The sequence below is a fragment of the Arthrobacter sp. GW460-12-1-14-TSB2 genome, assembly GCF_059423525.1.
The window spans coordinates 18,914-37,592 of sequence record NZ_JBWKYC010000021.1 but is presented as its reverse complement, the minus strand read 5'-3'; the positions used below and the strand labels follow the sequence as shown (position 1 = coordinate 37,592).

The 18,679-nt window shown below is 65.8% G+C and carries 20 protein-coding genes; 13 read left to right on the top strand and 7 right to left on the bottom strand.

Features of this window, described 5'->3' with window-relative positions:
• Positions 1-12: 12 nt before the first annotated feature.
• The 3 genes from AC07YR_RS19840 to AC07YR_RS19830 all read right to left on the bottom strand — a co-directional run bounded on the left by AC07YR_RS19840 (position 13) and on the right by AC07YR_RS19830 (position 3,181).
• Positions 13-909: a carbohydrate ABC transporter permease gene (locus AC07YR_RS19840; protein ID WP_436056369.1), complete on the bottom strand. Its 897-nt coding sequence runs from the start codon at positions 907-909 to the stop codon at positions 13-15.
• Positions 910-911: 2 nt separating this feature from the next.
• Positions 912-1,757, bottom strand: a complete 846-nt coding sequence (locus AC07YR_RS19835; RefSeq protein ID WP_051628832.1) for a carbohydrate ABC transporter permease — start codon at positions 1,755-1,757, stop codon at positions 912-914.
• Between the two features lie 98 nt (positions 1,758-1,855).
• On the bottom strand, positions 1,856-3,181 hold the full coding sequence (locus tag AC07YR_RS19830) for an extracellular solute-binding protein (RefSeq protein WP_494734994.1): 1,326 nt from the start codon (positions 3,179-3,181) through the stop codon (positions 1,856-1,858).
• Positions 3,182-3,417: 236 nt separating this feature from the next.
• Between AC07YR_RS19830 and AC07YR_RS19825 the strand changes: the two genes are divergently transcribed.
• From AC07YR_RS19825 to AC07YR_RS19780, 10 genes are all read left to right on the top strand, one after another.
• Positions 3,418-4,455: a LacI family DNA-binding transcriptional regulator gene (locus AC07YR_RS19825; protein WP_494734993.1), complete on the top strand. Its 1,038-nt coding sequence runs from the start codon at positions 3,418-3,420 to the stop codon at positions 4,453-4,455.
• A 131-nt stretch (positions 4,456-4,586) separates the two neighbouring features.
• Positions 4,587-4,889, top strand: a complete 303-nt coding sequence (locus AC07YR_RS19820; RefSeq protein ID WP_028270561.1) for a DUF4193 domain-containing protein — start codon at positions 4,587-4,589, stop codon at positions 4,887-4,889.
• 112 nt (positions 4,890-5,001) lie between these two features.
• Positions 5,002-5,304, top strand: coding sequence for an urease subunit gamma (locus tag AC07YR_RS19815; protein WP_011690112.1), 303 nt, complete (start codon positions 5,002-5,004; stop codon positions 5,302-5,304).
• A gap of 10 nt (positions 5,305-5,314) precedes the next feature.
• The gene (locus tag AC07YR_RS19810; RefSeq protein ID WP_436056372.1) at positions 5,315-5,659 is read left to right on the top strand and encodes an urease subunit beta; all 345 of its coding nucleotides are present in this window, start codon (positions 5,315-5,317) and stop codon (positions 5,657-5,659) included.
• Positions 5,656-7,401, top strand: a complete 1,746-nt coding sequence (ureC, locus tag AC07YR_RS19805; RefSeq protein WP_494734992.1) for an urease subunit alpha — start codon at positions 5,656-5,658, stop codon at positions 7,399-7,401. The genes AC07YR_RS19810 and ureC overlap by 4 nt, the downstream gene beginning before the upstream one ends.
• Before the next feature lie 23 nt (positions 7,402-7,424).
• A complete protein-coding gene (gene ureE / locus AC07YR_RS19800) occupies positions 7,425-7,910 on the top strand; it encodes an urease accessory protein UreE (protein ID WP_436056374.1) in 486 nt (161 codons plus the stop codon).
• Complete coding sequence (locus AC07YR_RS19795; protein ID WP_494734991.1) at positions 7,891-8,592, top strand: urease accessory protein UreF; 702 nt, start codon at positions 7,891-7,893, stop codon at positions 8,590-8,592. The genes ureE and AC07YR_RS19795 overlap by 20 nt, the downstream gene beginning before the upstream one ends.
• A gap of 12 nt (positions 8,593-8,604) precedes the next feature.
• A complete protein-coding gene (ureG, locus tag AC07YR_RS19790; RefSeq protein ID WP_390249295.1) occupies positions 8,605-9,222 on the top strand; it encodes an urease accessory protein UreG in 618 nt (205 codons plus the stop codon).
• Between the two features lie 83 nt (positions 9,223-9,305).
• Positions 9,306-10,136 carry an urease accessory protein UreD gene (locus tag AC07YR_RS19785; RefSeq protein ID WP_494734990.1) on the top strand — a complete coding sequence of 277 codons (831 nt, stop codon included), beginning with the start codon at positions 9,306-9,308 and terminating at the stop codon, positions 10,134-10,136.
• The gene (locus tag AC07YR_RS19780; protein WP_494734989.1) at positions 10,136-11,188 is read left to right on the top strand and encodes a HoxN/HupN/NixA family nickel/cobalt transporter; all 1,053 of its coding nucleotides are present in this window, start codon (positions 10,136-10,138) and stop codon (positions 11,186-11,188) included. The genes AC07YR_RS19785 and AC07YR_RS19780 overlap by 1 nt, the downstream gene beginning before the upstream one ends.
• 5 nt (positions 11,189-11,193) lie before the next feature.
• On the opposite strand, the gene AC07YR_RS19775 is transcribed toward AC07YR_RS19780, so the two are convergent.
• Positions 11,194-12,000, bottom strand: coding sequence for an MBL fold metallo-hydrolase (locus tag AC07YR_RS19775; RefSeq protein WP_055801705.1), 807 nt, complete (start codon positions 11,998-12,000; stop codon positions 11,194-11,196).
• A 146-nt stretch (positions 12,001-12,146) separates the two neighbouring features.
• Between AC07YR_RS19775 and AC07YR_RS19770 the strand changes: the two genes are divergently transcribed.
• Together AC07YR_RS19770 and AC07YR_RS19765 are read left to right on the top strand one after the other, a co-directional pair.
• Positions 12,147-12,731: an HhH-GPD-type base excision DNA repair protein gene (locus AC07YR_RS19770; protein ID WP_494734988.1), complete on the top strand. Its 585-nt coding sequence runs from the start codon at positions 12,147-12,149 to the stop codon at positions 12,729-12,731.
• A gap of 74 nt (positions 12,732-12,805) precedes the next feature.
• Positions 12,806-14,299, top strand: a complete 1,494-nt coding sequence (locus AC07YR_RS19765) for an FAD-dependent oxidoreductase (RefSeq protein WP_494734987.1) — start codon at positions 12,806-12,808, stop codon at positions 14,297-14,299.
• A 107-nt stretch (positions 14,300-14,406) separates the two neighbouring features.
• Here AC07YR_RS19765 and AC07YR_RS19760 read toward each other — a convergent pair whose 3' ends face one another.
• The 3 genes from AC07YR_RS19760 to AC07YR_RS19750 form a co-directional block, all read right to left on the bottom strand.
• A complete protein-coding gene (locus AC07YR_RS19760) occupies positions 14,407-14,535 on the bottom strand; it encodes a hypothetical protein (RefSeq protein ID WP_494734986.1) in 129 nt (42 codons plus the stop codon).
• The gene (locus AC07YR_RS19755) at positions 14,532-15,401 is read right to left on the bottom strand and encodes an IclR family transcriptional regulator (protein ID WP_055801697.1); all 870 of its coding nucleotides are present in this window, start codon (positions 15,399-15,401) and stop codon (positions 14,532-14,534) included. Before AC07YR_RS19755 ends, AC07YR_RS19760 begins: the two co-directional genes overlap by 4 nt.
• A 136-nt stretch (positions 15,402-15,537) precedes the next feature.
• The gene (locus tag AC07YR_RS19750) at positions 15,538-16,791 is read right to left on the bottom strand and encodes a glycoside hydrolase family 1 protein (protein WP_494734985.1); all 1,254 of its coding nucleotides are present in this window, start codon (positions 16,789-16,791) and stop codon (positions 15,538-15,540) included.
• Between the two features lie 290 nt (positions 16,792-17,081).
• On the opposite strand from AC07YR_RS19750, the gene AC07YR_RS19745 reads away from it, so the two are divergent.
• On the top strand, positions 17,082-18,635 hold the full coding sequence (locus AC07YR_RS19745; RefSeq protein ID WP_494734984.1) for an ABC transporter substrate-binding protein: 1,554 nt from the start codon (positions 17,082-17,084) through the stop codon (positions 18,633-18,635).
• The last annotated feature ends 44 nt before the right edge of the window (positions 18,636-18,679 follow it).

Genomic DNA, 18,679 nt, shown 5'->3' with positions numbered 1-18,679 from the left:
TCTCCATTGAGGTCATTTGCTGAAGCCGGCGGTGAGGCCGCTCAGCAGCTGGCGGCGGCCCACGATGTACAGGACAAGGATGGGCAGGGTGGTGAGGACCACGGAGGCCAGCACGGCGGGGATGTTCACGCTGTATTGGCCCTGGAAGGTCCAGAGCGCCAGCGGAAGCACGCGCAGTTCAGGGCTCTGCGTGAGGATCAGCGGAAGCAGGAAGCCGTTCCACACGCCCAGGCCGTTGTAGATGGCCACGGTGACGATCGCGGGCTTCACCAGCGGCAGCGCCAGCCGCCACATGGTCTGCCATTCGTTGCAGCCGTCCAGCCGCATGGACTCGAACAGTTCGTCCGGTACGTCCCGGATGAAGTTGGCCAGGATCAGCACGGTGAGCGGGATGCCGAAGGCGATGGATGGCAGGATCAGGGCCAGCAGGCTGTCGTAGAGGTTCAGCCGGATGATCAGCAGGTACACCGGGATGATGGTGGCCTGCAGCGGAATGGCCAGGCCCATCAGGAACAGGCCGTTGACGAGTTTCAGGAACTTCCCGCGGCCTCGGACAATCGCGAACGCGGCCATGAAGGAAAACAGCACCGTGGGCAGTACGGCCCCCGCCGTCACCAGCGCGCTGTTGAGGAAGTACCGCGCGAAGTCGGCTTCCAGCACCATCCGGTAGTTGTCCAGCGTGGGGTTCGACGGCGGCGCCAGCGGGTTTTCGCTGAAGTATCCCGCCTGGCTCTTGAAGCTCGTGATGACGATGTAATAGATCGGAATGATGATGACGGCGAGCCAGATCCAGCCGGCCAGGCCGCCGGGAAGGTTCAGCTTCCGGATCCGGCGGCCGAGACCGCGATTGGGCGCCGGCTCCGCGGGCTTCAGGGCCGCGGGCGTTGCTTTGGTGAGGGTGGCGCTCATGGTCAGAGTCCTTCCAGCTGGCTGCCGCCGGCGTTCTTGCCGCCCAGCCGCTGCAGCAGCAGGGCCAGGCCGAGTCCCACCACCACCAGGATGACGGCGATGACACTGGCGGGCCCCATCAGGTTGGCCCGGAATCCGGTCAGGTACATGTCCAGGGCGAGGATCCTGGTGGAGTTGCCCGGCCCGCCGGCGGTGAGCACGAAGATGAGGTCGAAGTAGGTCAGCGATCCCACCACCATGAGGGTGGAGGAGGTAATGATGGTGTATTTCAGCTGCGGCACGGTGATGTAGAAGAACTGCTTGACCCGGCCGGCGCCGTCGATCTCGGCAGCCTCGTACAGCGACTTGGGGATCTGCCGCACACCGCCCTGGTAGATCAGGGTGTGGAACGGGACAAACTGCCAGGCGATCACGAAGATCACCAGGAACAGCACCAGCTGCGGCTGTCCCAGCCAGTCCTGGGCCAGGAACGGCAGGCCCAGGCCTTCCGCCAGTCCGAAGTTGGGGTCGAGCAGCGCCTTGTAGGCGATGGCAATGGCTGCGGAGGAGAGCAGCAGCGGCAGGAAGTAGAGCACCGCCAGCACCGCCCGGTACTTCTGGCTGCCGGCCGTGAAGGTGCCCAGCAGCAGGCTGATGGGCGTCTGCACCAGCCAGGACACCACCATGATCACGAACGTCAGCCACACCGCGTTGTACATCACGGGATCGGACAGGACGGCGAGCCAGTTGTCCATCCCGGCCACGCTGATCGCGCCGATGCCGTCCCAGTTGGTGAAGCTCAGGGCAACGACGCCCAGGAGCGGAAGGACGGCGAAGACTGCGAAGAACAGCAGGGCGGGCAGGACCATCCAGCCCAGCGATCCGCGGCGGGCCTTAATGCCTGTGGTGCTGTGTTGCTCGGCAAGTTGCTGCTCCGCCGGCTCGCGGGCAGTGAGTGCTCCGGCGCTCATTTCCCAAGCGTCGCATTCATGTTTTCGGCGAACTGCGCCGGGGTTATGGACTTGAGGAACAGCTGGTCGATGTTGCTCAGCAGCGCCTCGGCGGCGGTGGGGCTCAGGGCCTGGTCCCAGGACTGCTGCAGGCTGGGCGCGTTCTTGCTCAGCGTGTACACGTACTTCAGGAAGTCCTTGTCCTCGCTGGAGGCGAGCTTGTCCTCGATGCCCTGCACGATGGGCACTGCACCGGAGGAAATGTACGCGGTGATCTCGTCCGTGGTCAGCAGGCCGTCCTTGAAGAACTTCTTGGCGGCCTCCTTTTCAGCGTCGCTGGCCTTGGCGGAGATGGACAGGTACTGGGCGGGGTTGCCCACGGTGTTCAGCGGATCACCCTTGCCGCCGCTGACGGCGGGGAAGTCGAACCAGCCGAGCTTTCCGTCCTTCACGAACGTGCCGCCGTCGTGCTTCATGCCTCCATAGGTCCAGGCCCCGTGCAACATCATGGCTGCCTTGCCGGTAAACAGGAGTGCCTGGTCCGCGTTGCTGTCCGCCGTGATGGAGGAGAAGCCCTTGATGAAGCCGTTGGCGGACACCAGTTCCTGGATCTTGGCACAGGTTTCCAGCACTGCCGGATCGGACCAGGCCTTGGCCTTGCCGTCGAAGATCGCCTGGAAGACTTCCGGGCCGCCGATCCGGTCCAGCAGGTATTCCAGCCACATCATGGACGTCCAGCGCGACTGGCCGCCGAGCGACAACGGGGCCACGCCCATGTCATTGAAGGTCTTGGTCAAGGCCATCAGCTCGTCCCAGGTCTTGGGCGGCTGGGCGTTGGCCTTCGCGAAGAGTTCCTTGTTGTAGTAGAAGACAATCGGCGCCACGGTCTGCGTGGGCACGGCATAGATTTTTCCGTCAACGGTGGCCGCACCAAAGGAGGACGGGAAGAGCTTGGCCTTGACGTCGGGATTGGCATCGAACCAGCCGGTGAGGTCTTCCACCTGGCCCGCCTGCGCGTAGGTCTTCAGCGTTCCGCCGCCCCAGCCGTAGATGATGGTGGGCGCCTGGCCCGCGCCGATGGCCGTTTTGATCTTGGTCTTGTAGGCATCGTTCTGGAAAACGGTGGCGACGATCTTGGAATCCGGGTTGGCTGCGTTGAAAGCATCCAGGCTCTTTTTCCGGATGGACTCGTTGGGTTCTCCGGTCAGGGACCAGAACGTGGCGCCGCCTGCCGGTGCCGTGCCGGGGCCCGAGGTGCCGCAGGCGGTCACCGTCCAGGCTGCCAGGGGAGTGAGGGCTGCAAGGGCAAGGAATGACCTGCGTGAGGAAAGACGTGATTCCATTCTGATCTCCATTGAAAAGAGCCGCGGCATTGCGGCGCTGGTGGCGGTGCCGCCCGGGGCGGGCGGTACCAGCAATGAACAGAGGCTTTCGAAATATTTCGCAACTAATTCGTTGACTGAGATAGAAGTTAGCGCCGTTTACGCCTCAGCGTCAAGGGTTGTTGCCCAAATATTGACGGCCATGCCACGGCTGGTGCAGACTTCTGCTACCGAAATTTTTCGAGAAAGTTGCTTTGATGCCTGCAAAGACACCGAAGGCCAAGCTGAACCTGGCCGACGTCGCGGCGCTGGCCGGGGTGTCCGCTCCCACCGTTTCCAAGGTCATCAACGGCCGCGACGACGTTGCCGAGGCAACGCGCGTCCGCGTCCAGAAGGCCCTCGTGAAGCTTGGCTACGAGTCGCCGATGCAGCGCAGGGTCAGGTCCGCCGGCCCTGTCCTCGTCGACCTGGTCTTTGACGGGCTGGACAGTTCGTACTCCCTGGAAGTGATGTCCGGGATCGTGGCCTGCGCCGCGGAGGAAGGTGTGGAGGTGGTCCTGAGCAGCGTGACTCCGGACAAACTCAAGAACACGGACCATGAGCAGTGGTCCCAGCGGCTTTTCGACGCCGGCCGCAAGGGCCTCATCCTGGTGACCTCCGAAATCACTCCCGTCCAGCTGGAATCCTTCCGGCGCCGGAGCATTCCGGTGGTGGTGATCGACCCGCTTAATCCTCCCCGTTCCGGCTTTGTCAGCGTCGGCGCCACCAACTGGGCGGGCGGCAAGGAAGCCGCAGAGCACCTGATCGCCCTGGGCCACACGAAGATTGCCTTCCTGGGCGGCCCGGAAGCCGCGGAATGCAGCGTTGCCCGGCTCCACGGCTACCTGGCGGCCCTGCGTGCCAACAACATTCCGGCCAATCCGGACTACATTGTGTCCGGCCAGTTCCAGCGCTACTTCGGCGTCGCCGGTGCACGCCGGCTGTTCGCCCTTGCGGACAGGCCCACCGCCATATTTGCCGGCAACGACGCGATAGCGCTGGGTGTCCTGGACGAAGCACGCGCGCAGGGGATCAGCGTCCCCGGGGACCTGAGCCTGGTGGGCTTCGACGGGACCGACATCACTGAACAATCCGTGCCACGACTGACATCCGTGGCCCAGCCGCTGCAGGAGATGGGGCGCACGGCGCTCCGGTCCATCCTGCGGCTGGCCAACGGGGAAGCGCTGGAGTCAACCCATGTTGAACTGGCCACCCAGCTGGTGGTCAGGGACTCCACGGCAGCGCCCGCCGGCTGATTTCTTCCCGCAGCGTGCCGAACATTACACCACTTCGACTTAGTTCGTTGTGGTGTATCGGGAATAAGGGTGCGATGGTGTAGGTTGCATTCCCGTCAGGGCAAGAACATCAGAAAAGAGAAACACCCAAAGTGGCAACCGATTACGACGAAGTACGATCCGACGTCAAGGAATCCCAGGAGAACTCCCTGGAGGCGCTCCAGTCCGCCAACGCACCCGACGCGCGAAGCGTTGTCCGGGAACTGGATGAGACCGACGCACTGGACGACGGCATGGTCCCCGGCGGGGAGTTCGTCGCCGAGGAACTGGTGGTCCAGGTCATCCCCCAGGCGCAGGATGAATTCACCTGCTACTCCTGCTTCCTGGTCCGGCACCGGTCCCAGATCGCCCGCGAAAAGAACGGTCACGCGTATTGCGTTGATTGCGAAGGCTAAGGGCCGCCACGCCGTCTCCCGCTGCCCCTGAACCGGGAGACGGGCCCCTGAAATCTCACGGAAACGTGACCGGCCTACTGTTGTCACAAAGCAGTACGTTGAAGGGATTCCGATGCACCTGATGCCCCGTGAGCAGGAAAAGCTCATGATCGTGGTCGCTGCCGACCTTGCCCGGCGCCGCCAGGCCCGCGGCCTGAAGCTGAACTTTCCGGAATCCGTGGCGATCATCAGCTACGAACTGATCGAGGGTGCCCGGGACGGCCGCACGGTCGCTGACCTCATGAGTTACGGCACCACGCTGCTGACCCGCGACGACGTGATGGAGGGCGTGCCGGAAATGATCCATGACGTCCAGATCGAGGCCACATTTCCGGACGGCACCAAGCTCGTCACCGTCCACGATCCGATCCGCTAAGGGGCAGGCGATGATTCCAGGTGAGTACGTTCTCGGTTCAGGGCCCGTAGTGGTGAACGCCGGACGCGAGGCGGTGGACGTCGTCGTGGTTAACACCGGTGACCGGCCCGTGCAGGTGGGCTCGCACTACCACTTCGCCGAAGCGAATGCCGCCCTTGAGTTTGACCGCCAGGCCGCCTACGGCCGGCGGTTGGACATCCCGGCCGGCACTGCGGCCAGGTTTGAACCGGGGGACAGCAAGACCGTCCGGCTGATCGAACTGGCCGGCAGCCGCGAGGTGTACGGCCTCAGCAACGCAGTGAACGGCAAGCTGGCCACCGCTGATCCCGGAGCAGGAAAGGGGGACGCCAAGTGAGCTTCGAACTGACCCGCAGGCAGTACGCGGACCTGTACGGCCCGACGACGGGCGACGCCATCCGCCTTGCGGACACTGAACTTTTCCTGGAGATCGAAAAAGACCTCACCGTGTACGGCGAGGAAGTGGTCTTCGGCGGCGGCAAGGTGATCCGCGACGGCATGGGCCAGAACGGCCAGGTGACCCGGGAAGAAGACGTCCCGGACACCGTCATCACCAACGCCGTCATCCTGGACTACACCGGCATCTACAAGGCCGACGTCGCGCTCAGGGACGGCCACATCTTCAAGATCGGCAAGGCGGGCAACCCGCAGATCACCGACGGCGTGGACATCGTCATCGGCGCCAGCACCGAAATCATCGCCGGAGAGCGGAAGATCCTCACGGCCGGCGGCGTGGACACGCACATCCATTTCATCTCCCCGGACCAGGTGCCTACTGCCCTCGCCAGCGGAGTGACCACCATGGTGGGCGGCGGAACCGGGCCGGCCGAAGGCACCAAGGCCACCACCGTCACCCCAGGGAAATGGCACATCCAGCGGATGCTCCAGGCCGCCGAAGGAATGCCCATCAACATCGGCCTCTTCGGCAAGGGGCACGCCTCCGCCGTCGAACCGCTGGCCGAGCAGATCCGGGCCGGTGCCATCGGGCTCAAGGTCCACGAGGACTGGGGATCCACCACCTCGTCCATCGACAACTCCCTGAAAGTGGCGGACGAATACGACGTCCAGGTGGCCATCCACACCGACACCCTCAACGAGTGCGGCTTCGTGGAGGACACCATCCGGGCCATCGGCGGCCGGGTGATCCACACCTTCCACACCGAGGGAGCCGGCGGCGGACACGCCCCGGACATTATCAAGATCGCCGGGCTCCCGAACGTCCTGCCCGCCTCCACCAACCCCACCCTGCCGTACACGCGCAACACCATCGAAGAGCACCTGGACATGCTGATGGTGTGCCACCACCTCAACCCGGACATCCCGGAAGACGTGGCGTTCGCCGATTCCCGCATCCGCGCAGAAACCATCGCCGCCGAGGACGTCCTGCAGGACATGGGCATCTTCGCCATCACCTCCTCCGACTCCCAGGCCATGGGCCGGGTGGGTGAGGTGATCACCCGCACCTGGCAGGTGGCGGACAAGATGAAGAAGCAGCGCGGCGTCCTGAAGGACCCTGCCGGCGGTGCTCATGGCGCTCCCAACGGCTCCGGTTCGGACAGCGACAACTTCCGGCTCAAGCGCTACGTGGCGAAGTACACCATCAACGCCGCCATCGCCCAGGGCATGGCCGACTCCATCGGCTCCGTCGAGGAAGGCAAGTTCGCTGACCTGGTGCTCTGGGATCCTGCGTTCTTTGGGGTCAAACCGGAGCTGGTGCTCAAGGGCGGGCAGATCGCCTACGCGCTGATGGGCGACGCCAACGCCTCCATCCCCACGCCGCAGCCGCGGACGATGCGCCCGATGTTCGCCGCATTCGGCAAAGCCGTGCAGCAGTCCTCCATCACCTTCCTGTCCCAGGCCGCCATCGACGCCGGGGTGCCGGCGGAGCTGGGCCTGCAGAAGGTGATCCGGCCGGTCTCGGGGATCCGCACGCTGTCCAAGGCAGACCTCAAGTTCAACGACGCCACGCCGGACATCCAGGTGGACCCGGAAACGTACCAGGTGACGGTGGACGGCGAGGACGTGACCTGCGAACCGGCGGACGTGCTGCCCATGGCCCAGCGCTACTTCCTCTTCTAACCTCCCGAGCACCGGAGCACCCCGTGATTATCGAAAAGATCCTCGGCAACCTGCACGACCTCCCTGCCGCTGAAACCGCAGCCTTCGCCGGGCTGCACCGGGAGAAGGTGGTGCTGCCCAGCACCCAGCTGGTCAAGCGGATCCAGCGCGTCACCACGGACCACGGCAAGGAGCTCGGCATCCGGCTGCCGTCCGGTTCCGGGGACCTCCGCGACGGCGACATCCTGCACGTGGCCGAAACCAACCTGATCGTGGTGTCCGTGCTGCCCACCGACGTCCTGGTGGTGGCTCCCCGGACCATCCACGAAATGGGCGTGGTGGCGCACTCGCTCGGAAACCGGCACCTGCAGGCCCAGTTCTTCGACGCCGCCTCCGAGTACGCGGCAGAGGTGATGGTGTGCCAGTACGACCACACCGTGGAGGACTACCTCAAGCACGTCGGAGTGCCCTACGACCGCCAGGAACGCGTGATGCCTGTTCCCTTCCGCCATGCCGAACACTCGCACTGAGGCGGTGGCCGTGGCCGGAGGCTATCAGCTCGCCCTGCAGCAGCTGACCGACTCCGCCCTGCCCACCGGGGCGTTTGCGCACTCGCTGGGGTTCGAGACCTACATCGAGCGCGGCCTGGTCCATGATGAGGGGTCCTTCGGGGTGTGGCTGTCCGCGTTCATCGGGCAGCAGCTCACGTACTCCGACGGCCTGGCCATCAGGTTCCTCTATGACGGCGTTCCCGTTGCTGAGCTGGATGCGCTGCTGACTGCGCAGCTCCTGCCGCGGCAGCTGCGGGAGGCGAGCACCAAGATGGGCACCCGGCTGCTGGAGATCGGTTCCGAGGTCTTCCCGTCAGGCGAGCTGGCAGAGTACCGCAGTCTGGTGACCACCGGCCGGGCCGCCGGCCATCAGCCGCTGGCGTTCGCCGTCGTCGCCCGTTCCCTGGGTGTGCCGCTCACCGAAGCGCTCGCCGCCTACCTTTTCGCTGCCGTCACCTCACTGACCCAGAACGCCGTCCGCGCCATTCCGCTGGGGCAGAACGCCGGCCAGCGCCTGCTGCGGAAAGCGTCCGACGACGTCGCTGCCGCGGTCGGGCGGGTGGGGCCCCTGACGCCGGACGACTTCGGGGCCGTCAGCCCCGGACTGGAAGTTTCGCAGATGCGGCACGAGCGTCAACGCGCCCGTATGTTCATGAGCTAGCAGGAGGACACCATGACTGAACCCATCAAGATCGGCATCGGCGGACCGGTCGGCGCCGGCAAGACCCAGCTCGTGGAGCGGCTCACCCGCCACATGAGCCGCGAGATCTCCATGGCCGCCATCACCAACGACATCTACACGATCGAGGACGCCAAGATCCTGGCCGCCAACGGCATCCTGCCCGAGGACCGGATCATCGGAGTCGAAACCGGCGGCTGCCCGCACACAGCCATCCGCGAGGACACGTCGATGAACACCGCGGCAATCGAAGAACTCAAGAAGCGCCACCCGGACCTGCAGGTCATCTTCGTGGAGTCCGGCGGCGACAACCTGTCGGCCACGTTCAGCCCGGAGCTCGTCGATTTTTCGATCTACATCATCGATGTTGCGCAGGGCGAGAAGATCCCGCGCAAGGCCGGCCAGGGCATGATCAAGTCCGACCTCTTCATCATCAACAAGACGGACCTCGCCCCGCACGTCGGTGCGGACTTGTCCGTGATGGAACGGGACTCCAAGGAGTTCAGGGGCGAGAAGCCGTTCTGCTTCACGAACCTGAAGACGGACGAAGGCCTCGATGCAGTCATCGAATGGGTGCGGCGCGACGTCCTGATGCTCGACCTGGCCCAATGACGGCTGTTGGACTGGGGCCGGCGGCTTCGGGATTCCGACAGGCTCAATCACCGAACCCGTCGGTTGAGCCCGTCGAAACCCCGATGGGGGAGCTCGAGCTCGTCGTCGCCGTGCGGGGTGGACGGTCCGTGGCCGCGCATCAATACCATCGGGGCGCCTTGCGGATCTTGCGGCCGCACTATCTCGATGACTCGGGGCAGGTCTGCTACGTCATCGTCAACCCTGGCGGGGCGTATCTGGGGGCCGACCTCTACGTCATCGACGTGGAGGTGGGTGACGGGGCCAAGCTGCTGCTGACCACGCAGTCCGCCACGAAGATCTACCGGACCCCGGGGTCGTTCGCCGAGCAGCGCATGACCCTTCGGCTGGGGGAAGGGGCACAGCTGGAGCTGGCCCCGGACCAGCTGATCGCATACCGCGAGGCCAGCTACCGGCAGAACACGCACATCACCGTGCGGCCGACGTCGAGCCTGGTCATGGCTGAAGTGGTGACGCCGGGATGGTCGCCGGACGGGGCATCGTTCCGGTACGAGGAACTGCGGCTCCGCAACGAGATCAACGTGGAGACACCGGCCGGCACCACAATGCTGGCGCTCGACAACCTGCTGATCCGGCCGCCCCTCAACGACGTCACCGGCATGGGATTCATGGAAGGCTTCAGCCACCTGGGCTCGCTGGTGGTGGTGGACGCCCGGGTGGACCAGGCGCTCGCCGACGAGTTCCACGCGCTCACTGCCGGGCACGACGCCTATACCGGGGTGTCCCTGACCGCGTGCGTGGGCGGGACCACCGGCCTGGTGCTGCGGTCGCTGTCCAACTCCACGGAGGAACTCAACCGGCTGCTGGGCACCTGCACTGCCCTGCTGCGTGAACGCTGGTACGGGCAGTCACCCCTAAACCTGAGGAAGTACTGATGACCACGCTCAGCGAGTTCGCCGCGATGTACCGGGAGCGGGAGCAACTGCCGCTCCGGACCCGACTGCTGTTCGCACTGGGTGCGGTGGCCGCTTTGCATCTTGCCGCCGTCGTCCTGTTGCTTGTCAGTTCGGCGGGTGCCGCGCAACCGCTGGCGCTCGGACTGGTTCTCACCGCCTACCTGGCGGGCATCAAGCACAGCTACGACTGGGACCATATCGCCGCGATCGACAATTCGACGCGGAAGTTCGTGGCCCAGCACAAGGATCCGGTGAGTGTGGGGTTCGCCTTCAGCCTGGGCCACAGCTCGGTGGTGATCCTGGCCGGAGTCCTGGTGGTGTGCGGCGCCGCGATGGTGGGCCAGTTCATGGAGGACGGCACCACCGGAAACCTGGTCCTGGGGCTGATCGGCAGCGGCGTCTCCGGGCTGTTCCTGCTGGCCATGGGCCTGTTCAACGGCTCGGCGTTCCTGCGGGCCGCGCGGGCGTACCGGAACGTGCAGGGCGGCGGAGAGCTGCAGGACGGAGACCTTGAGGCCCAGGGATTCGTGGCACGGCTGCTGGCCAAACCGCTGTCCAGGGTGCAGCGGCCGCGGAACATCTACGTGATCGGCTTCCTGTTCGGGCTGGGCTTCGATACCGCCACCACCATCGGGCTTTTGGTGATGACGACGGCGGCGTCCCTCGCCGGGGTCTCCCCGCTGGCCCTGCTGGCGCTGCCGCTGGCCTTCACGGCTGCCATGACGCTGTGCGACACGGTCAATGGTGTGGCCATGATGCGCATGTACCGGTCAGCCATCCACCATCCGCAGCGGAAGCTCGGTTTCAACGCCCTGGTCACCGGTATCTCCGCCGTGTCCGCCCTGTTCATTTCGGCCATTACGCTGGGCGGATTCTTCAATGCGGCCTTTGGCCTGGAAGATCCCCTCACCACCTGGCTGGGCGCGGTGGACCTGGGCGAGGCCGGCCTGCTGTTGGTCGCGGTGCTGGTGGCGGTGTGGGGTGGTGCCGCGTGGCGGGGGCGGTTGAAGGGCCGGTCCCTAGCCGCCTAGGGCGTCTAGTCCTGCCCTCTCTGGGCGAGCCGCTGTAGTTGCCAACGATGCACGTCGGGCAGCCAATCCAACGGGGCCGATGGACCGACCCGCGGGTCGTCGGTAATACCGCCCCGCAGGTCCTGAATATAGGCGCGGTCCTGTTCGATTCGTGCTCGCAGCTGCCCGGCTCCGCCGACTGAGCCGTGACCGGGGATGACGGCATCAACGTCGTCGGCCACGCTCTCGAGCAGACGCAGCGCTGCAAGGTAGTCCTCGACCGGATTCGCGGCCTCCAGGTCGAGGAACGGCATCAGGGTGTCAGAAAGCATGTCACCGGCGACGAGGACGCGGCTCTCCTCGATCAGCAGCGCCGCATGGCCCGGGGCGTGGGCCCGATGCTCGATGATGCGGACTTTGGGGCCGTCCCAAGGAATTTGCGCAGCTTCGGCGGGCAGGCCGGTGATGAGACCGAGCATATCCATCGGGATCGCGTCGGCGTACTCCGGCGGTAGCCCCTCGGCTACGCGGGCCTCCCAATCCGCGTGCGACAGCAGATCCTGGATGGAGGCCGCGCAGCGGGCTGTACCGTAACGGGGCGCGCCGCCGAAGTTCGCGTGCCAGAGCACGTGGTCCCAATGAGGATGCGTCGAGAAGCCTGCCGCGACGGGCTGGCCCAACTCGCGAAGGTCGTTCGCGAGGGCCGCCATTTCGTCGCCTGTTATACCGGGGTCGATGAGCAACACGCCGTCCCGGCCCTGCACGACAACGGAATTGCTCTGGATGAACCCGCTCTCCTGAACGAGGACGCCCGCAGCGACTTGCTTCAGCATGAAATGCCTTCCGCTTGTGGTTTTCAACCGCTTGCTTGGGACGGTATTACCTGGCGGTAGTCGATGACAAGCACCCTGGATCGTCTTCGGAGACCGGGGCTGATTGACCGATGACGCGGGCAGGACCGGGTGGGAGGATAGGACGCATGGAACTGCACATCACAGGGGACCCCGCGGCGGACAAACTACTCAGCGACGACGCGTTTGCGCTGCTCACCGGCATGCTGCTCGACCAGCAGGTGACCATGGAATCGGCATTTGCCGGTCCTGAAAAGATCCGGACGCGCATCGGCTCCATCGACCCTGCGGCGATCGCCGGGTACAACCCCCAGGACTTCGTCGAGATGTTCAAGGAACGCCCCGCCGTCCACCGGTTCCCCGGGTCCATGGCCGGACGTGTCCAGGCCCTCGCGGAAACGGTGCACCAGGACTGGAACGGGGACGCCACGGCCATCTGGACGCAGGGCGATCCCGACGGCCCGGAGGTGCTGCGCCGGCTGATGGCCCTGCCGGGATTCGGCGAGCAGAAGGCAAAGATCTTCCTGGCGCTGCTGGGGAAGCAGTGCGGACTCCAGGCAGAAGGCTGGCGCGAGGCCGCCGGACACTACGGTGAGCAGGACTCGTACCTGTCCGTGGCCGACATCGTGGATCCGGAGTCGCTGACCAAGGTGCGCGCCAGCAAGCAGGCGGCCAAGGCCGCCGCCAAGGCTGCGAAGTCCGCCGGGGACTGACGGCCACGGCGCCGTAAGGCTCCAGGTCGGGAAGGCTACTAGTGGGGAAGTCAGCTACGTGAGAGGCGGGGACCGTGAGTGAGCAGCCTGCAGGTAAGTTCGCCTCCCTCTGGGCGGCCACGAGTGCATCCACGAGATACGACGCCCTCGATGAGGTCATTGACGTCGATGTGGCCGTGATCGGTGGCGGGATCGCGGGCCTCACCGCTGCGCTGGCCCTGAAGCAGGCGGGCCAGACGGTGGCCGTGCTCGAAGCGGCCCGGGTGGGCACCGGAGTCACCGGGAACACCACCGGCAAGGTCACGTCCCTGCACCGGCTGGCGTACACCGAACTTGCTGGCCGTCACGGCACCGAGGCGGCCGGCCTTTACGGGCAAGCCAACGAAGCCGCGATTGAACACGTGGCCGGAACGGTGGGCGCGGAGCGAATCGACTGCGGCTTCCGGCGGGTCTCCAACTACACCTACGCGGAATCGGAGGATGCCCTCGCCCTGGTCCGGAAAGAAGCGGCGCTCGCCGGCAGGCTGGGCCTTCCCGCGTCCTTCACCACGGATGTGCCGCTGACGTTCGCGGTCATGGGCGGGGTCCGCTTCGATAATCAGGCGCAAATCCACGCACTCAGGTACGTGCAGGGCTTGGCCCGGGCAGTGGACGGGGACGGCAGCTTCGTCTTCGAGGACTCACCCGCGACGGGTTTCCGGGACGGAACGCCGGCCGTGGTGGGGACGGAGCAGGGCTCGGTCCGCGCGAAGGAAATCATTGTCGCCACCAATATGCCGTTCGGGGACACCGGATTCTTCGCCGAGCGATGCTATGCGCACCGCTCGTACATCGTTGCTGCCCGCAGCGGCGCGGCCCCTTTGGATTCCACTTTCGTCAGTGTGGACGAGCCGATGCGCTCCATCCTGACAACCGACGTCGACGGCGTCAGTTATGTTCTGGCCGGCGGCGAAGGGCACCCCGCCTCGGAGCAGGTTGACTCTGCCCAACGCTTCGGCAGGCTCGCCGCCTTTGCGCGGGACCGTCTGGGCGCCGGAGAGATCGCCTTCCGCTGGTCCACCCAGGACGCCATGCCCGCCGACGGGCTGCCGTACGTCGGGCGCCTGTCGCCGGACTTCCGGCATGTCCACGTGATCACCGGACTGCGCAAATGGGGGCTGACCAACGGAACCGCGGCCGCACTGATCCTCCGGGACCTTCTCTGCGGCCGCACCAACCCGTGGGCGGCTTTGTTTGACAGCACCAGGGCCGTCCGCGCACAAGGCGCCGTGCAGCCGAAGGTAACTCCCCCGAAGGCACCGGCTGTACCGTCCGGGATCGCTCCAGGTCAAGGAAGGGTCGTGGACGTGGAGGGTGCAAAGACTGCCGTCTACGTCAGTTCTGCGGGCGGCGTCAGGGCCGTTTCGGCCGTTTGCACGCACCTGGGCTGCACCGTCGAGTTCAACGCGGCCGAGGTGACGTGGGACTGCCCGTGCCACGGCTCCCGGTTCAGCACCGACGGCACCGTGATCCAGGGACCCGCCACCCGGAACCTCGCGGCCAGCCCGGCCCCGGCCGACCTGAGCTGAGCCCGGCCCGACGGACCCGGAGCCGCGGAACCAGCCCTTGAACGCGCCCTCCGACGGCGTTGCCCCATGGTGTTGCCCCGGCGTTGCCCCGGCGTTGCCCTGCGGCGTTACACGGCCAGCTTGGCCCGGAGTCCGCCAATGATCACGTCCAGGCCGAAGTCGAAGCCGAATGTCCTGGCTGCCGCCCGGGTTCTGGCCACGTTCGTGGACGGACGGGCGCAGCACCTGAGGGTCACGCCTGGGCCAGGTGCCGCACTCCGGCGCTGGCCTCGGCTTTGAACCCGAGGTTTCGGGAGACCGCCCTGGCCGTGGCCTGGACTGCCGGCGCCAGCACGTTCGGGGGAGTGGCGCCGTCGGGAACAACGATGGAAAGTGCGGCGGCAACGGCCCCCTGGGCGTCGAAAATGGGCGAGGCCACGGACACGGTCCGGGACGGCGCCGACCTCCTGATCATGGCCACGCCCGTGCGGCGCACGTCCGAAAGCGTGCGTCGGAGCTGGCCCTCCGGCATGGCGTCCACGCCGGCCTCCACGTCAGCGGGCTGCCGGATCACAGCGTCCTGAAAGGCCGTGTCCGCGCCGGCGAGAAGAACCAGGCCGACGGCCGTGGATCGGAGCGGCGCCCGGCCGCCCACCCGGTAAGCCACCTCCGTGGCCTCCTTCGAGGACAGCCGCTCGATGAGCACCGCCTCGTTCCCGTCGCGCACTGCAAGCAGAACGTGGTGGCGCGTCACTTCGAAGAGGTCCTCAAGGTAGGGCAACGCAATCTCCCGCACGCCGTGGCCGCGGGGCGACAGTGACGCGACTTCCCAGAGCCGCACGCCCACCACGTACCGCCCGTCGTCGAGCCTTTCCAGCGCACCCCATGCCACCAGCCGGGCGATGAGCCGCAGCGCCGTTGGCGCCGGCATGTCCGCGTACCTGGCCATTTCGGAAAGCGTCAACGCACGACGCCGGTCAGTGAAGACCGCGAGGAGGCTGAGGGCACGGTCAATGACCGGTTCGCCCTGCTTCGGCCGCTTGCCGCGGGCGGGAGCCGGGACCTCAGCAGAGGGGAGAGCCTGCCCGGCGAGGTCCGGATTCCTGTCCGGGACTGCTGTCATCTCACACCGTTCCTTCTTCGTCGCCAGTGACCCCCACCACAATAGTGTTTCATCCAATGAAACTCCCAGCCGGTGCTTCATGGTCTCCGCACTCATCGGGTGGGGCGTCACCTGCGCCGTTTCAGGCGGACGCGGTTCAGACGGACTGCGCGACGCTGGTTCGGGCCAGGCTGCCGAGGAACCGGGCGCTCTCCTTTGGCGTCCGTTCCTGTGTGGCCCGGTCCACCGCGATGAGGCCAAATTTCGGGCCGTAGCCAAAGATCCACTCGAAGTTGTCGAAGGCCGTCCAGGCGATGTAGCCGCGGACGTCGATGCCGTCGGCCAGGCAGGACTCCACGCCGGCTACAGCAGTGCGGAGGTACGCGAGCCGCTGGGAGTCGTCGTCGGTGGAGAGGCCGTTCTCCGTGACGATGACCGGGATGCCCGCGACGCGGGCCGCCTCGCGGATGGTCGCTTCCAGGGCCTCGGGGTAGATTTCCTCGCCCATCTGGTTGGTCTCGGCACCCTCGGGGGCGGTCATGACGCCGTCCGGCCCGAACACCGTCCGGCCGTACGTCTGGATTCCCACGAAGTCGTCTCCGCGGGACGCCTGGAGGAACCGTTCGTTGACGTCGCGGCGGATCCTGTCCGCCCGGTCCTGGCCTCCTTCGGCTGCCTGGATGTCTGTGTTGGCCAGGGTCCACCCGACCGGGAGTTCCGGCCGGATCGCCTTGATGGCGGCCGTGCCCGCTCGGTGTGCCGCGAGCTTGATGTCGAAGCCGGCCTCGGACACCGTGAACTGGAAGGGCGCCACGCGGCTTGCGTCGATGCCGAGCCGGTCCGCGGCTGCCGCCCACAGCGGGACGTCCGCCCGGCGCTCCGGGGCCTCGCCGCCCAGGCCAAGTTCCTTGAGCAGCCACGGCAGGTTGGGTTCGTTGAGGGTGCAGGCGACGCCGATGAGATCGCCCAGGTGCCGCATGGCGCGGTCGCAGTAGCGGGCGAAGAGTTCGGGGGTGCGGGCGTCCTCCCAGCCGCCGGCTGCCAGCAGCCACAGGGGCGAGGTGAAGTGGTGGAACGTGACCACCGGGGTGAGTCCGTGCTCATGGCAGGCCTCAAGCATGCGGCGGTAATGGTTGAGTTCCGCCACCGAGAAGTGGCCTTCCTCGGGCTCGATGCGTGCCCACTCCAGCGAGAAACGGTAGCTGGTGAACCCCAGGCCGGCGATCAGGGCGATGTCCTCGCGGTACCGGTGGTAGTGGTCGACGGCGTCCCCGGACGGTTCGGCGAAGATCGTTCCGGGGAGCCTCTCCAGGAACCAGCAGTCACTGTTGACGTTGTTTCCTTCGACCTGGTGGGCTGCGGTGGCGACGCCCCAGAGGAAATCCTGCGGGAAGGCAAAAGAGTCGGTCATCTGGTTCCTTTCGATGCGAGCCCCAAGCGACTGTGCAGGGGGCTGACTGTCCATCCTCGGCGCTCAATGCCGCGCCAGGGGCAGTTGATTTCATTGGTTGAAAGACTCCTCGCCGGGGCTGCCGGCCTTCCGGGCGCCGGTCGTGACGCCCGCCACAGAAGTATTTCAATCAATGAAATCCTCGTGTCTCCATCAAACAGCGCGCGCTGATGCTTGAGGGGAGCCGGCCACACGCCTGGCCCCCATAACTGCTTCCTCCGTTGTCACATCAGAATGCAAAGGCGCACTACATGAAACTTCTGAACTCCACTGTACGAGCGAGCTCCGCCGTCCTGGCCGGAGCGCTCCTCCTGGGATCGTTGACTGCCTGCGGCGGCTCGAGCCAGGCAACTGCCAAAGCGGACACCAGCACCCTGACGCTCGCCATCGATAGCGACTCGGCATCGTTCGGATTTGATCCGCTCCGTGTTTCAGCGGCCCAGCGGCAGTTCTTCGAGGGCCTCTACGACAGCCTGATGACCCTCCAGCCGGACGGCTCCGCAGGACCGGGACTTGCCAAGGAGTTCAGCTACAACGCAGACAACACCGTCCTGACACTGACGCTCAAGGACGGCGTGACGTTCACGGACGGGTCAAAGCTCGACGCCGACCTGGTCAAGGCAAACCTGGACCGCCGGTCCGACCCCGCGCTGAGCGCATACTCCGCAGTCGCCAAGGGCGGCGCCCAGGAGATCACTTCCGTTGACGTCGTTAGCCCCACGCAGGTCTCCCTCACGTTCGCGAAGGCGCAGCCAGGGTTCGAGAAGAACCTGGCCTCCACCACCGGCGTGATCGTTGGCAAGACCGGCGTCACCGACACCGCGAGCCTGGCCGCAACCCCGGACGGCTCCGGTCCCTACACCTTGGATCCTTCCACGGTGAAGGGCAACAAGTACGTGCTGGTAAAGAACGACAAGAGCGCGGACGCGTCGAAATATGCCTTCACCAAGGTCATCTTCAGCGTCATCCAGGATCCCCAGGCGCGTGCCAACGCCCTCGTCTCCGGCCAGGCCGACGTCGCCATGCTGACCTCATCTACCGTTGACTTCGCGAAATCCAAGGGTGTTGGGGTGTCCCAGATCGGCGGCACGGTCAACACCATGATTTCCTTCGACAAGACCGGCAAGACAGCCCCGGCCTTCGCCAGCGAAAAGGTGCGCCAGGCCATCCAGCACGCCATCAACCGCAAGGCCCTGGTGGATGCCCTGCACAAGGGTGATATCCCCGCGTGGAATGCCCTGCCCAAGGATTCCGCAGGTTTCAGCCAGGACCTGGAGACCGCGTTCGCCTACGATCCGGCGAAGGCCAAGAGCCTGCTGGCCGAAGCCGGCTTTGCGAACGGGTTCGAATTCACCATCATCGCCAGCGCCCAGACCCAGACGGACCTGCAGGCAGTCCAGAAGGACCTTGCCGCCGTCGGAATCACCATGAACGTCAAGATGGCCGCCTCCACGGATGAAGCGTTTGCCGCGGTGGCAACCACTCCGCTGGGCTACGCACCGCTGAACTGGGACAACCCGGTGGGCGTGATGTACGGAGCGATCCTCAACGGATTCACGAACGTGCAGAAGGCCACCGACGACCAGTTGAGCGCCGCCACCGGCGAGGCTGCGGCCGCGAAGGATGATGCCGCGAGCAAGGCTGCGCTGACCAAACTGAACACCCGGTTGGTGGAATCCGGCTGGATGATCCCGCTCTATGAAGCACTGACTAACCAGGGCTACAACACCAAGAAAATCAAGCAGGTGGAGTTCGCCGGTACCAACGCGTACCCGCTGCTCTCGTCCTACGCACCGGCCAGCTAACACCCGAACCTGCCGATTACCGGCTCTGCCGGGGTGCCCGCGCG